Source organism: Pseudomonas sp. TH21 (assembly GCF_016651025.1).
GTDB lineage: Bacteria > Pseudomonadota > Gammaproteobacteria > Pseudomonadales > Pseudomonadaceae > Aquipseudomonas > Aquipseudomonas aylmerensis.
Map to the genome: position 1 here is coordinate 5,422,351 of NZ_JAEKEQ010000001.1, position 13,360 is coordinate 5,435,710.

Annotated in this window: 14 protein-coding genes; 8 read left to right on the forward strand and 6 right to left on the reverse strand. The window is 62.9% G+C overall.

Translation table 11 applies throughout. From position 1 onward, the window contains the following. Positions 1-113: 113 nt before the first annotated feature. A complete protein-coding gene (gene ffh, locus JFU04_RS24005; protein ID WP_003193965.1) occupies positions 114-1,490 on the reverse strand; it encodes a signal recognition particle protein in 1,377 nt (458 codons plus the stop codon). A gap of 234 nt (positions 1,491-1,724) precedes the next feature. Here ffh and JFU04_RS24010 point away from each other — a divergent pair, with 234 nt between their 5' ends. From JFU04_RS24010 to JFU04_RS24020, 3 genes are all read left to right on the forward strand, one after another. Beyond that, positions 1,725-2,537 (forward strand): cytochrome C assembly family protein, encoded by an 813-nt coding sequence (locus JFU04_RS24010; RefSeq protein ID WP_065908699.1) that lies wholly within the window; start codon positions 1,725-1,727, stop codon positions 2,535-2,537. Between the two features lie 12 nt (positions 2,538-2,549). Next, a complete protein-coding gene (locus JFU04_RS24015; protein ID WP_201145821.1) occupies positions 2,550-3,788 on the forward strand; it encodes a transporter associated domain-containing protein in 1,239 nt (412 codons plus the stop codon). A gap of 367 nt (positions 3,789-4,155) precedes the next feature. Continuing rightward, positions 4,156-5,466, forward strand: a complete 1,311-nt coding sequence (locus tag JFU04_RS24020) for an MFS transporter (protein ID WP_201145822.1) — start codon at positions 4,156-4,158, stop codon at positions 5,464-5,466. Between the two features lie 126 nt (positions 5,467-5,592). Here the strand turns inward: JFU04_RS24020 and purT are convergent, their stop codons facing one another. From purT to JFU04_RS24045, 5 genes are all read right to left on the reverse strand, one after another. Further along, positions 5,593-6,774 (reverse strand): formate-dependent phosphoribosylglycinamide formyltransferase, encoded by a 1,182-nt coding sequence (gene purT, locus JFU04_RS24025; RefSeq protein WP_078050076.1) that lies wholly within the window; start codon positions 6,772-6,774, stop codon positions 5,593-5,595. Between the two features lie 69 nt (positions 6,775-6,843). Next, complete coding sequence (locus JFU04_RS24030; RefSeq protein WP_065908691.1) at positions 6,844-7,311, reverse strand: preQ0 transporter; 468 nt, start codon at positions 7,309-7,311, stop codon at positions 6,844-6,846. Between the two features lie 269 nt (positions 7,312-7,580). Then, positions 7,581-7,796 carry a DUF1289 domain-containing protein gene (locus tag JFU04_RS24035; protein ID WP_201145823.1) on the reverse strand — a complete coding sequence of 72 codons (216 nt, stop codon included), beginning with the start codon at positions 7,794-7,796 and terminating at the stop codon, positions 7,581-7,583. After that, entirely contained in the window at positions 7,793-8,317 is a 525-nt protein-coding gene (locus JFU04_RS24040; protein ID WP_065908687.1) for a gamma carbonic anhydrase family protein, read from the reverse strand. Before JFU04_RS24040 ends, JFU04_RS24035 begins: the two co-directional genes overlap by 4 nt. 35 nt (positions 8,318-8,352) lie before the next feature. Next, positions 8,353-8,955, reverse strand: coding sequence for a CoA pyrophosphatase (locus JFU04_RS24045; protein ID WP_016971944.1), 603 nt, complete (start codon positions 8,953-8,955; stop codon positions 8,353-8,355). A 146-nt stretch (positions 8,956-9,101) separates the two neighbouring features. Here JFU04_RS24045 and JFU04_RS24050 point away from each other — a divergent pair, with 146 nt between their 5' ends. The 5 genes from JFU04_RS24050 to JFU04_RS24070 all read left to right on the forward strand — a co-directional run bounded on the left by JFU04_RS24050 (position 9,102) and on the right by JFU04_RS24070 (position 13,333). Beyond that, a complete protein-coding gene (locus tag JFU04_RS24050; protein ID WP_065908685.1) occupies positions 9,102-9,650 on the forward strand; it encodes an NUDIX hydrolase in 549 nt (182 codons plus the stop codon). Between the two features lie 37 nt (positions 9,651-9,687). Further along, entirely contained in the window at positions 9,688-10,191 is a 504-nt protein-coding gene (locus JFU04_RS24055; protein WP_201145824.1) for a L,D-transpeptidase family protein, read from the forward strand. Between the two features lie 263 nt (positions 10,192-10,454). Then, on the forward strand, positions 10,455-11,213 hold the full coding sequence (locus JFU04_RS24060; protein ID WP_201145825.1) for a GntR family transcriptional regulator: 759 nt from the start codon (positions 10,455-10,457) through the stop codon (positions 11,211-11,213). A 10-nt stretch (positions 11,214-11,223) separates the two neighbouring features. After that, positions 11,224-12,330, forward strand: a complete 1,107-nt coding sequence (gene nagA / locus JFU04_RS24065) for an N-acetylglucosamine-6-phosphate deacetylase (RefSeq protein WP_065908679.1) — start codon at positions 11,224-11,226, stop codon at positions 12,328-12,330. After that, positions 12,311-13,333, forward strand: a complete 1,023-nt coding sequence (locus JFU04_RS24070; protein WP_107338935.1) for an SIS domain-containing protein — start codon at positions 12,311-12,313, stop codon at positions 13,331-13,333. Before nagA ends, JFU04_RS24070 begins: the two co-directional genes overlap by 20 nt. Positions 13,334-13,360 lie beyond the last annotated feature (27 nt).

Genomic DNA, 13,360 nt, shown 5'->3' on the forward strand with positions numbered 1-13,360 from the left:
CTGCTATAGAGCCGTCGGTTAAAACGGCGAGTCAGCATCCGCCAATGGCGGGTTTGCTGGAGATCCCACATCCCTGTGGGTCGGAGCAGGAGCTGGGCTCCCGCGCGAATTCTTTACATCTTTGGCATGCCGCCACCGGGCAACATACCGCCCATGCCGCGCATCATCTTGGCCATTCCGCCTTTCGCGGAGAATTTCTTCATCATCTTCTGCATCTGCTTGTGCTGCTTGATCAAGCGACCGATGTCCTGCACCTGGGTGCCGGAGCCCATGGCGATCCGACGCTTGCGCGAACCGCTGATCAGCTCAGGGTCGCGGCGCTCGGCCGGGGTCATGGAGTTGATGATGGCTTCCATCTGCTTGAACTGCTTTTCTGCCGCACCCTGGGCATTGCCCATTTGCGCCAGGTTCACGCCGCCGATGTTCGGCAGTTTGTCCATCAGGCCGCCGAGGCCGCCCATGTTCTTCATTTGTTGCAGCTGGTCGCGGAAGTCTTCGAGGTCGAAGCCCTTGCCCTTCTTCAGCTTTTTGGCCAGTTTGTCGGCCTTGTCCTTGTCGAGCGTGGCTTCGGCCTGTTCGATCAGGCTGAGCACGTCACCCATGCCGAGGATGCGCGAGGCGATACGCTCAGGGTGGAACGGCTCGAGCGCTTCGCTCTTCTCGCCCATACCGATGAACTTGATCGGCTTGCCGGTGATGGCACGCACCGACAGCGCGGCACCGCCACGCGCGTCGCCGTCGACCTTGGTCAGGATCACGCCGGTCAGCGGCAGTGCGTCGCCAAAGGCCTTGGCGGTGTTGGCCGCGTCCTGGCCGGTCATGGCGTCGACCACGAACAGCGTCTCGACCGGGTTGATCGCGGCATGCAGCGCCTTGATCTCGCCCATCATCTCTTCATCGATGTGCAGGCGACCGGCGGTATCGACGATGACCACGTCGATGAACTTCAGCTTGGCTTCTTTAATTGCCGCGTTCGCAATGTCGACCGGCTTCTGGCTCAGGTCGGACGGGAAGAAGGTCACGCCCACTTCGCCTGCGAGCATTTCCAGCTGCTTGATGGCCGCCGGACGGTACACGTCGGCCGACACCACCATCACCGACTTCTTCTTGCGCTCTTTAAGGAAGCGCGCCAGCTTGCCGGCGGTGGTGGTTTTACCCGCACCCTGCAGACCGGCCATCAATACGACGGCCGGCGGCACGGCGCTGAGGTTCAGGTCTTCGTTGGCCGCGCCCATCAGGCTTTCGAGTTCGGCCTGGACAATCTTCACGAAGGCCTGGCCCGGCGTCAGGCTGCGGGACACTTCGGTGCCGACCGCACGTTCCTTGACCGAGTTGACGAAGTCCTTCACCACCGGCAAGGCCACGTCGGCTTCCAGCAACGCCATGCGCACTTCACGCAGGGTGTCTTTAATATTGTCCTCGGTCAGCTTGGCCTTGCCGGTAACGTGGCGCAGCGTCTGCGAGAGACGGTCAGTCAGGTTTTCAAACATGCGCGATCCTTTCAGGCCCTATTCATCGAAATGCATTGGTAGACCGAGGTAATGGCAGCCCAGGCTGTGGTAAATCGCTATTAAAAACAGCGCTCGGCGAGCCTGCGGCGTGGGCAGGTCGCGGATTATAGCGAAGACTGCGTCCATGCACACCCGCTGTCTGGCCCGGGAGTCTTTCGTGGAACGCAGGTGTATGCCAAACTCAGCGCCTTTCGGGCTTGTCTATCAGGATTTATGGTCCCCTTGTCACCCAGTTTGCTACCCAGCCTCGCCGCCGCCCTCTTGTATGCCGCTGCGACCCTCTATCAGGGCACTCGCCTCGCCCAAGGCACCAAGGCCGACAAACGCCTGCTGGTCGGCCTGGGCGTCCTCGCCCTGCTGGCCCATGCCGCGAGCCTGTTCACCCACCTGATGACGCCGGTCGGCCTGGGCCTGGATTTTTTCAGCGCCGCCAGCCTGATCGCTGCTGCGGTGATCGCGCTGACCTTGATGGCCTGCTATCGGATCCCCGTCGAAAACCTGCTGGTGCTGTTATTCCCGCTGGGCGTGCTGACTGTGCTGCTGGCGCAATTCGCCCCCACCGGCACTGTGCAGGTGATCGATGAAGAACCGGGCATCCTCGCGCATATCCTGCTGTCGATCCTCGCCTACGGCATGTTCACCATTGCGGTGTTCCAGGCCCTGCTCCTGCTGCTGCAGGACCACCAGCTCAAGCACAAGCACCCGTCCGGGCTGATCAAGAACTTCCCGCCGCTGCAGACCATGGAAAGCCTGTTGTTCGGCTTTCTCTGGGCTGGCTGGACGCTGCTGTCGCTGTCGCTGATTTCCGGCTGGCTGTTTGTCGAAAACCTGTTCGCCCAGCACCTGGTGCACAAGACCCTGCTGGCGTGCCTGGCCTGGGTGGTGTTCAGCGTGTTGCTGTGGGGCCGCAACCGCCTCGGCTGGCGTGGGCACAAAGCGATTCGCTGGACCCTGGCCGGTTTCTGCCTGCTGATGCTGGCCTATTTCGGCAGCAAGCTGGTCCGCGAATACATCCTGCATATCTGACGGGCTGCAATCATGGACAACTTGCCCCTGGAGCCGATGTTCGCGGTAATCGCCCTGCTGGTGTTATGGGCGGCACTGTTTACCGCCATCGAAGCCGCGCAACAGCACCTGCTGGCCCTGCGCCCCGGCACACGCCAGGGTGACAAGGCCGCCGCCCGCCTGAGTTTCCCCCGTCATAGCCTGATCCTGTGCAACAGCCTGTGCCGCGCCGCCGTGGTGATTCTGTGCACCCTGCTGGCGATCTATGCCTGGGCGCAGAACGGCCCGTGGCTCGGCTGGCTGATCTCCTGCGCCCTGTTGCTGATCCTCGCCGACTACCTGCCGCGCGCGCTCGCCACCCGCCATCCGCAAGCGGTGCTGGGCTTTGGCAACACGCTGCTGGGCATACCGTTGAAAATCCTCTATCCGCTGGCCTGGTTGCTCAATGGCATCAGCCTGTTGCTGCTGCGCCCGTTCGCGCGCAAGACCGGCGTGGTGAAAAAAAGCGACGAACCGCTGCCCGACCACGACGACGAGCCGGAACCGGACGCCGACGCAAGCCGTACCCCCGGCATGCCAGGCATCCACGCCCTGGACAACATTACCGTCAATGACATCCTGGTGCCGCGCAGCGAAGTGGACGGCATCAACCTGGATGACTCGATCGAAGCCATCATCGAACAACTGCGCACTTCGCAGCGCACCCGCCTGCCGGTTTTCCACAGTGATATCAACCAGGTCGAAGCGGTGCTCAATACCCGGCAGATCCAGCACCTGCTGCCCGACGCCAGCCTGACCAAGGAAGCCCTGCTCGCCGCCTGCCACGAGCCCTACTTCGTCCCTGAAAGCACGCCGCTGCAGCTGCAACTGCTGAACTTCCACAAACAGCAGCGACGCCTGGGCATGGTCGTGGATGAATACGGCGAAGTGCTGGGGATCGTCACCCTGGAAGATATCCTTGAAGAAATCGTCGGCGAATTCGAAAGCGATCAGGCCGCAGACAACCCGCACATCGAAGCGCAGCCCGATGGCCGCTACATCATCGACGGCGCCGCCTCGATCCGCGAGCTGAACAAGAGCCTGGGCTGGCACCTGCCCAGCGATGGCCCCAAGACCCTCAACGGCCTGGTGACCGAAGCGCTGGAGACCATCCCGGATTGCGCGGTGTGCCTGAAAATCGGGCGCTACCGCCTGGAAATCCTCGAGACCGAGGACAACCGTGTGAGCAAAGTGCTGATCTGGCACACCAGCCGCGTGCCCGTCGCCGCCTAGCTTTTCGGCACTGCGCATTCCAATGTGGGAGCGGGCTTGCTCGCGAAAGCGGTGGATCAGTCAGCCCATCTTTAACTGACCCACCGCTTTCGCGAGCAAGCCCGCTCCCACAGTTGATTTGCAGCGTTTGATAGATCGTGACTGAGCCTCTTGTTGGATCCGCAAACCCCTTCCTATAATCGGTGCGGCTTACCCAAGCCCTGCCCGACCGCGTGCTACCCGCACACAGCGCGTCCAGGCACCGTTCTATCGTGTCTGACCGGTGTTCGCTCCCATCCCGAGCCGCCCCGCGCACTGCCCTGATCCATGGGTGTTCGACCAATAATAATCCGCGTCCAAACGCGCAATGACCATCAGGGATACTTCAATGAGCACCGCCTATAACGAGGCCGCAACCGCCGCCCCGACCAACTCGACCGCCCGCGTCGCTACCGCGAGCATCGTCGGCACGGCCATCGAGTTCTACGATTTCTATATTTACGCCACCGCCGCCGCGCTGGTGATCGGCCCGGTATTCTTTCCGCAGAGCTCCGGCACCGCGCAGATGCTGGCGTCGTTCCTGACCTTCGGCATTGCCTTCATCGCCCGCCCGCTGGGCTCGGCGCTGTTCGGACACTTTGGCGACCGTATCGGGCGCAAATCCACGTTGGTTGCCTCGCTTCTGCTCATGGGCGTGTGCACCACGTTGATCGGTTTGTTGCCCGGCTATGACAGCATCGGCGCCTGGGCACCGATCCTGTTGTGTGTGCTGCGTTTCGGCCAGGGCCTGGGGCTCGGCGGAGAATGGGGCGGTGCGGCGTTGCTGGCGACTGAAAACGCACCGAAAGGCAAGCGCGCCTGGTTCGGCATGTTTCCGCAACTGGGCCCGTCGATTGGTTTTCTCGCGGCCAACGGCTTGTTCCTGATCCTGGCCATGAACCTCAGCGACGAGCAGTTCCGCAGTTGGGGCTGGCGGATCCCGTTCATCCTCAGCGCCGCGCTGGTGATGGTTGGCCTGTACGCGCGCCTGAAGCTGCATGAAACCCCGGTATTCGCCAATGCCGTCGCCAAGGAAGCGCCGGTGAAAGTGCCGTTGGTGGAACTGTTGAGCCAGCACTGGCTGCCGGTCCTGCTGGGCGCCGCCTCGATGGTGGTGTGCTATGCGCTGTTCTACATCACCACGGCGTTTTCCCTCAGCTACGGCGTATCCACCCTGGGCTACAGCCGCGAGACGTTCCTGGGCCTGCTGTGTTTTGCCGTGCTGTTCATGGGCCTGGCCACACCGTTGGCAGCCTTGGCCAGTGACCGCTACGGGCGCAAGCCGGTGCTGATCGTCGGCGCGATCCTGGCGATTCTGTCGGGCTTTACCATGGAGCCGCTGCTCACCCACGGCTCGACCTGGGCGGTTGCGCTGTTCCTGGCGTTGGAGCTGTTCCTCATGGGTGTGACCTTCGCCCCGATGGGCGCGATGCTGCCGGAATTGTTCCCGACGCGCGTGCGTTATACCGGTGCTTCGGCGGCGTACAACCTGGGTGGGATTGTCGGAGCGTCGGCCGCACCGTTCTTCGCGACCAAGCTGGTGGCGATGGGTGGGCTGAGTTATGTCGGTGGGTATGTGTCGGCGGCAGCGTTGCTCAGCCTGATTGCTGTGCTGTGCCTGAAAGAGACGCGTCACAATGATTTGAACAAGGTCGCCTGATGACGATCATTCCCACGCTCTGCGTGGGAATGCATCCGCTGACGCCCTGCGTCATGCCCTTAAGAGCGCACGCGGGGCTTCCAGCGCGGCGTTCCCACGCAGAGCGCGGGAACGCTCAGCGTGGGATTACAGCTCTACAACAACAGCCTTCGAAGCACGGGTAGCTTTAGCCCGGGCCGCCTCAATCGACTCATCTCGCGCCAACGCCACGCCCATGCGGCGCTGACCATTTACTTCCGGCTTGCCAAACAGACGCAACGCCGTGTCCGGCTCGCTCAAGGCTGCGCCCAGGTTGGCAAATGCCGTCTGGGTCGATTGCCCTTCCACCAGGATCACTGCCGACGCCGAAGGGCCGAACTGACGGATCAATGGAATCGGCAGGCCAAGAATGGCGCGCGCGTGCAGGGCGAACTGCGACAGGTCCTGGGAAATCAGGGTCACCAGGCCAGTGTCATGCGGGCGCGGCGAAACTTCGCTGAACCATACCTGGTCGCCCTTGATGAACAATTCCACGCCAAACAGACCACGGCCACCCAGCGCCTCGGTCACGGCTTTGGCAACCCGCTCGGATTCCGCCAGGGCAATCGGGCTCATGGCTTGTGGCTGCCAGGATTCCTGGTAGTCGCCCTTCTCCTGACGGTGACCGACCGGCGCGCAGAAGGTGGTGCCACCGACGTGACGCACGGTCAGCAGAGTGATTTCGTAGTCGAAGTCGATAAAGCCCTCGATGATCACCCGGCCTTTACCGGCACGCCCGCCTTCCTGGGCGTAGTCCCAGGCTTTCTGCACGTCGTCGACGCTGCGCAACAGGCTCTGCCCCTTGCCCGACGAACTCATCACCGGCTTGACCACGCACGGGAAGCCCAGGTCCTGGACGGCCTTGCTGTAGTCTTCGAACGTGTCGGCGAAGTGATACGGCGAGGTCGGCAGGTCCAGCTCTTCGGCGGCCAGGCGACGGATGCCTTCGCGGTTCATGGTCAGCGAGGTAGCCCGTGCGGTCGGGATCACGGTGAAGCCTTCGGCCTCCAATTCCACCAGGGTGGCGGTGGCAATGGCTTCGATTTCCGGCACGATGAAGTGCGGTTTTTCCGCTTCGATCACCGCACGCAGGGCCGCGCCGTCGAGCATGTTGATCACGTGGCTGCGATGCGCCACCTGCATGGCCGGCGCGTTGGCGTAGCGATCCACGGCAATCACTTCAACGCCCAGGCGTTGCAGTTCGATTACCACTTCCTTGCCCAGCTCACCGCAGCCACACAGCAAAACGCGGGTCGCGGTTGGCGACAATGGAGTTCCGATTCGGGTCATCTCAGGTCCTCAGGGGAGCGGATCATTTGGAGAAAGGCCGGCATTTTACATGAACTGTAAAAATTGGCCTCAGTTGGCGACGGCCCGCTTGCGCACACGCCAGGCCATGATCAACCACACCGCCGTGACTCCGGCGAACTTCGACACCAGCGCGGTGCCTGCCACGGCGGGTGTGAGCGCGCCGATCAGGCCGAAGAAGATAAACGTATCGAGGGGAATGCTCAGCGCCGAACTTATCCACAGGCGGTCATGCAGCGGGCGCTTGGTGATGCTGAATACCAGCCAGTCGATGCACTCCGACACCGCGAACGCCGTGGCGCTGGCCAGGGCGATGGAGGGATCGGAGGTGATATACGACAGTACCAGCGCCGCCAGCATGGCGATGATCGCACCATGGCCGAAGCGGGTCTGCACCATGTCGCGCAGGACAAACACCAGGCCACCCCAGGCCGACCAGATGACGTCCAGGTGTGGGGCGGTGGAGAAGGCGAAGTTGATCAGCACGACGCTGCTGATGTAGGCGATCAGGAAGAACATGGGGCGCGGGACCTGTAAATAATGCGCACAGGGTAATGCACCACACCCTTTGTGGCGAGCGGGGCCGTGGTGGTGAAGGGTCTCCTGTGGCGAGCGGGCTTGCCCCGCGTTGGGGTGCGCAGCAGCCCTGAAACCTGCACCGCGGTTCGTCTGATGTAACGCGGCGCGCCTATTGGGGCTGCTGCGCAGCCCAACGCGGGGCAAGCCCGCTCGCCACAAGAAGCTCGCTCGTCACAACAGCCCACAGCGCAGAGGCCACCGCAAACACTTCAGCCGCCGGACTGCCCCGGGAGCATCCACACCAACCCACTCGCCTTCGCCCGCTCATGGCACAACCCCAGCACCACCCGGCGCTCGGCGTTGTCCATGCGGCTCCAGCGCGTGATTTCATCCACGGTGCGCTGGCAGCCGGTGCAGATGTCGTCGTCATCCAGCGCGCAAATGCTCACGCACGGCGAGGCGACGGGGCGTTCTATCGGGTTCATGCGTCCTGCTCGGCCAGGTCCCGCGCGTAACGCTGCGCGTTATGCACATAGTGCGCGGCGCTGGCTTCGAGCATGCGCTTCTGGGCGTCGGTGAGTTCACGCACCACCTTGCCCGGCGAGCCCATCACCAGCGAGCCATCGGGAATTTCCTTGCCTTCGCCGATCAGCGAATTGGCGCCGATGATGCAGTGCTTGCCGATCTTGGCGCCGTTGAGGATCACCGCATTGATGCCGATCAGGCTGTAGTCGTCGACGGTGCAGCCGTGCAGCATGGCGTTATGGCCAATGGTCACGCCGGTGCCCAGGGTCAACGGGTAGCCCATGTCGGTGTGCATCACGCTGCCGTCCTGCACGTTGCTGTTCTTGCCGATCAGGATCAGTTCGTTGTCGCCACGCAATACCGCGTTGAACCAGACGTTGGCGCCCTCCTCCAGCTTGACCTTGCCCACCAGCGTGGCATTCGGGGCCACCCAGCTGTGTGGATGCGTCTCGACGCGGGCATCGCCCAGGCGGTATTTCATGGTGTGTCCTCACGGCTGGCCATTCAAGCGATGGCTTAGATATTGATGAAGCTCTTGGGTGGCTGGTGCAGGCTGATCTTGGCGTCGTCATAGAGCAGATTGATCAGCTCCACGATCATGATCGCCGTCAGCCCCCAGATCTTGTATTCGCCGAACCGATAGCTGGGCACATACCAACTGCGGCCCTGGTAATCGATTCTGTGGGTATGTTCGCGCGGGTCCTGTCGGAAAAAGTCCAACGGCACGCTGAAAACGGCAGCAATCTCGGCATCGTTGGCCAAGTATTCAACGTAATCGGGGATAACCCCTACATAGGGCGTGACCCGAATGCCATGCAGGGAAATCAGCGGGCTCAGCGGGCCGATCACCTCGACCAGGCCGGGCGGCAGGCCGATTTCTTCTTCGGCTTCACGCAGGGCGGTGAAGATCAGGTCCGGGTCTTCGGGGTCGCGACGCCCGCCGGGAAAGGCCACTTCGCCACCGTGGGTCGACAGGCCGCTGGCGCGCAGGGTCAGGATCAGCTCAGGTTCGTCACTGCGGGTAATCGGCACCAGCACGGCGGCCTCGGGGAAACGCCCGTCAGTCTCCAGCGTATGGGGTGTGTGATTGCTTACCCGGCGAAGTAGCTCGTCCAGCATGAGTCATCTCGGTCTGTTGGCTACCTTGCATCATGCACCAAAGCGTGCGGGTGCCCAACCCCAAAACCCGCGCGGTGTCGCTAAACGACAACTTGCAGGGCCCTGCCGGCCACGCCAAGATAGACGCACTTTCCAGGAACCCCAGCATGAACTTCTGCAGCCAGTGCGGTAAACCGGTTACCCAACGCATTCCCGAAGGCGACGCACGCCTGCGTTTTGTGTGTGATCACTGCTCGACCATTCACTACCAGAACCCCAATATCGTCGCCGGCACCGTACCGGTGTGGGGCGATAAGGTGCTGCTGTGCCGCCGCGCCATCGAGCCGCGCCTGGGGTACTGGACCCTGCCGGCCGGCTTCATGGAAAACGGCGAGACCGTGGAACAGGCGGCCATGCGCGAAACCCTCGAAGAAGCCTGCGCGCGTGTGCGCAACCTGAGTATCTACACGCTGATCGACGTGCCGCACATCAGCCAGGTGCATATCTTCTACCGCGCCGAACTGGTTGACCTGGACTTCGCCGCCGGCCCCGAAAGCCTTGAAGTGCAGTTGTTCGACGAAGCCGACATCCCTTGGTCCGAGCTGGCTTTCCGCACGGTCGGGCGTACCTTAGAATGCTTTTTCGCTGACCGCCGCCAACAGGCGTTCCCGGTGCGCAGCGAGTCTGTGCCACCGCTGTCAAAGCCCGCCCAATAACCATCCGGCAGATCGTCGCCCAAGGGATACCGTTTCAATGCGTTGGTTGCTTGCTCTGATCTGCCTGTCGTTCGCTACGCTGTGCTGCGCCTCCACCCTGGAAACCCTGGGCGGCAAACCTGTCGAAAAAGTCCTGGTGCTCAAATCCGCCCATCAGTTGCAACTGATCAACGACGGCAAGCCCCTCAAGACCTACCGCATCTCGCTCGGCAAAAACCCCAAGGGCACCAAGTTGTTCGAAGGCGACCGCCGCACGCCCGAAGGCTTCTACTGGATCGACTGGCGCAAGACCAGCGACCGCTTCAACCTGGCCATGCACATTTCCTATCCCAATATCAGCGACTCGGCCCGCGCCCGCCGCGAGGGCGTGAAGCCCGGCAGCATGATCATGATCCACGGCACGCCCGACAGCGAAGACTACCCCGAGCAGTGGTTCCACACCCTGGACTGGACCGACGGCTGCATCGGCATGCGCAACGTCGACATGCGCGAAGTCTGGAACCTGGTCAAGGACGGCACCATGATCGAGATTCGGCCGTAATCCTCGACCGCCGGTAAAATAATTCGAAAATAATTCCTGCCCTGCGCAGCCCCCTGCCGGTGAATACCAGTTCACCGCGCGGGCTGTGCACTTCTGCGCGCCCTAAAGACCTCTCTAATACCACTTGATACAACGCACCCTTAAGGCGCCCTGAAACCGGCACTTGCACCGGTTTGGCAGCATTGACATGGTATTTAAGTGGTATTAGCTTCCGGCCAATACCGGGCGACAACACTCCAATAACCGCATCGGAAACCTTAACGATGAACCCCATCCTGACGCTGCGTCCCGACGACAAACAATCCACGCCGCTGTACCTGCAACTGGCGCGCAAGCTGGAAGCGGCGATTCACACCGGCCAGTGGAAATCCGAGCAGGCGTTGCCCTCGGAGCGTGCCCTCAGCGAGCAGTTGAGCATTTCGCGGGTCACCGCCCGCAAGGCGCTGGAAGTGCTGTTTACCCAAGGCCTGATTCGCCGCAGCCAGGGCTCCGGCACATTTATCACGCCACGCCTGGAACAGCCGCTGTCGCGCCTGTCGGGCTTCAGCGAGATGTTGCGCCTCAAGGGGTTTGTGCCCACCTCACAGTGGCTGGAGCGCGACATCACCCCGCCGACCCACGAAGAACTGATCCGCCTGGGCCTGTCGCCGACCGACAAGGTCGCGCGGCTCAAACGCCTGCGCAAGGCCGATGATACGGTCATGGCAATCGAAATGACGACAATGCCCGCCTCCGTGCTGCCGCAGCCGCAGGCCATCGGCAACTCGTTGTACGAATACCTCGAAGGCATCGGCAAACCCGTCGTCCGCGCCTTGCAACACATCCAGGCGATCAACGCCTCGGACGAGTTCGCCAAGCTGGTGGGCATCGCCCCCGGCACCGCCATGCTGCTGATGACCCGGGTCGGCTACACCGCCGACAACACGCCGATCGAAATCACCGACACCTACTGCCGCAATGACTACTACGACTTTGTCGCAGAGCTGCGCCGCTATGACTTCGCCGCCGAGCTGCGGCCTTAGAGAACTGCCCATGTCCGAAGACAATATCCTCACGCCCCACGGCTGGATGCGCGGCCGCCTGGTGCACGAGCACGGCAAGGTCACCGCCATTGAAGGCGTGCCTTGCGACCCTGCCGACAACGAACTGCCCTACCTGCTGCCGGGCTTTATCGACCTGCATGTGCACGGCGGTGGCGGCAAGGACATCATGGAAGGTGCCGACGCCTTCGAGACCATCACCCGCACCCACGTGCGCTTTGGCACCACCTCGCTGCTGGCCACCACCATGACCGCACCGGTGGATGAAATCTCCAGCGTGCTCGGTCAGCTCGGCACCTTCTGCGAGCAGCGTCCTACAGGCAGCGCCCGTGTCCTCGGTGTGCACCTGGAAGGGCCCTACATCAATCCCGGAAAACTCGGCGCACAACCCAACTTCGCCCACACCGCATTGATGGAAGAAGTGGAAGCCTACCTGCGCCTGGCGCCGATCCGGGTGATCACCATCGCCCCGGAAATCGCCGGGCATGACGGCCTGATCCGTGCCCTCAGCCAACGCGGGGTGCGCATGCAGATCGGCCACACGCTGGGCAGCTACGAAGAAGGCGTCGCCGCCCTCGCCGCCGGCGCCACCAGTTTCACGCATCTGTATAACGCCATGAGCCCGCTGCATCACCGCGAGCCGGGCATCGTCGGCGCCGCGCTGGCACACGCGCAATATGCCGAACTGATCCCGGACTTGCTGCACGTGCACCCCGGTGCCATGCGCGTCGCCCTGCGTTCGATCCCATGCCTGTACTGCGTCACCGACTCCACCGCCGCCGCCGGCATGCCAGATGGCGAATACAAGCTGGGCAGCCACACCGTGACCAAGTGCCTGGGCGGCGTACGCCTGGCCGACGGCACCCTGGCCGGGAGCACCCTGACCATGGACCAGGCGCTGCGCAACCTGGTGAAGATCGGCCTGCCTATCAGCGAAGCCTCACAACGCCTGTCGCAATTTCCTGCGGACTACCTGGGCCTGGAAGAACGCGGCCGCCTGCAACCCGGCAGCTTCGCCGACTGCGTACGCCTGGACCGCTCCCTGCACCTCACCGACGTCATGGTCGAAGGAGAAACCATTGTCTTCAAAAATGCTTGAAGAGGCCCTGGCCTCCCGCGATGCCGTTGCGGCGCAACTGCAACGCCTGGACCCGCTGCTGGAAGAAATCGCCGGCCGCCTGCGTCGCCAGCCGCCGCAAGTGGCGATGACCATCGCGCGCGGCAGTTCGGACCACGCCGCCAGTTACTTCGCCTACCTGGCCATGCAGCACGTGGGCATCCCGGTGGCATCGTTGCCGATGTCGGTGGTGACCCTGTTGCAGGCGCCCTTGAAAGTCAGCGGCCAGGTGGCGTTCGGCTTCTCGCAATCGGGGCAAAGTCCGGACCTGGTCAACAGCCTGCGCCTGCTGCGCAAGCGGGGAGCCTTGAGCATTTCGCTGGTGAACGCCGAAGACTCGCCGCTGGAGGCTGCGTGTGAATTCCACGTGCCGCTGTGCGCCGGGCCGGAACTGAGTGTCGCCGCGACCAAAAGCTTTATCGCCACCCTCAGCGCCAGCGCGCAGTTGATTGGCCACTGGAACCAGGAAGCCGATTTGCTCCAGGCCTGCCGTGCCCTGCCCGAAGGCCTGAGCGAAGCCGCCGGGCAGGATTGGCGCCCCGCCATCGACGCCCTGCGCGACTGCCAGCAATTGATGGTGATCGGCCGTGGCGCCGGGTTTGCCATCGCGCAGGAGGCCGCGCTCAAGCTCAAGGAAACCTCGGCGATCCAGGCCGAAGCCTTCAGCAGCGCCGAAGTGCGCCACGGGCCGATGGCCTTGATCGATGAAGACTACCCCTTGCTGGTATTCGCCCCACGCGGCGCCGAGCAGGCCGGCCTGTTGAGCCTGGCCGTCGACATGCGCCAGCGCGGCGCCCGCGTGCTGTTGGCCGCACCGGACGATATCGCCGAGCGTGACCTGACCTTGAGCCGCGCCGAACACCCGAGCCTGGACCCGATCCTGGCGATCCAGAGCTTTTACGTGATGGCCGCCGGCCTGGCTGAAGCGCGGGGCATGGACCCGGACCAGCCGCGTCACCTGAGCAAAGTTACCCGCACTCACTGAGTCGCGTTTTCCTGATGAGTACCGTGC

What these genes read in the sequence shown, in the direction of transcription:
- JFU04_RS24035 (WP_201145823.1), bottom strand. Translation starts at nt 7,796, where the DNA reads ATGAACCCGATAGAACGCCCCGTCGCCTCGCCGTGCGTGAGCATTTGC.
- JFU04_RS24010 (WP_065908699.1), top strand. Translation starts at nt 1,725, where the DNA reads ATGGTCCCCTTGTCACCCAGTTTGCTACCCAGCCTCGCCGCCGCCCTC.
- purT (WP_078050076.1), bottom strand. Translation starts at nt 6,774, where the DNA reads ATGACCCGAATCGGAACTCCATTGTCGCCAACCGCGACCCGCGTTTTG.
- nagA (WP_065908679.1), top strand. Translation starts at nt 11,224, where the DNA reads ATGTCCGAAGACAATATCCTCACGCCCCACGGCTGGATGCGCGGCCGC.
- JFU04_RS24060 (WP_201145825.1), top strand. Translation starts at nt 10,455, where the DNA reads ATGAACCCCATCCTGACGCTGCGTCCCGACGACAAACAATCCACGCCG.
- JFU04_RS24045 (WP_016971944.1), bottom strand. Translation starts at nt 8,955, where the DNA reads ATGCTGGACGAGCTACTTCGCCGGGTAAGCAATCACACACCCCATACG.
- JFU04_RS24020 (WP_201145822.1), top strand. Translation starts at nt 4,156, where the DNA reads ATGAGCACCGCCTATAACGAGGCCGCAACCGCCGCCCCGACCAACTCG.
- JFU04_RS24030 (WP_065908691.1), bottom strand. Translation starts at nt 7,311, where the DNA reads ATGTTCTTCCTGATCGCCTACATCAGCAGCGTCGTGCTGATCAACTTC.
- JFU04_RS24050 (WP_065908685.1), top strand. Translation starts at nt 9,102, where the DNA reads ATGAACTTCTGCAGCCAGTGCGGTAAACCGGTTACCCAACGCATTCCC.
- JFU04_RS24055 (WP_201145824.1), top strand. Translation starts at nt 9,688, where the DNA reads ATGCGTTGGTTGCTTGCTCTGATCTGCCTGTCGTTCGCTACGCTGTGC.
- ffh (WP_003193965.1), bottom strand. Translation starts at nt 1,490, where the DNA reads ATGTTTGAAAACCTGACTGACCGTCTCTCGCAGACGCTGCGCCACGTT.
- JFU04_RS24040 (WP_065908687.1), bottom strand. Translation starts at nt 8,317, where the DNA reads ATGAAATACCGCCTGGGCGATGCCCGCGTCGAGACGCATCCACACAGC.
- JFU04_RS24015 (WP_201145821.1), top strand. Translation starts at nt 2,550, where the DNA reads ATGGACAACTTGCCCCTGGAGCCGATGTTCGCGGTAATCGCCCTGCTG.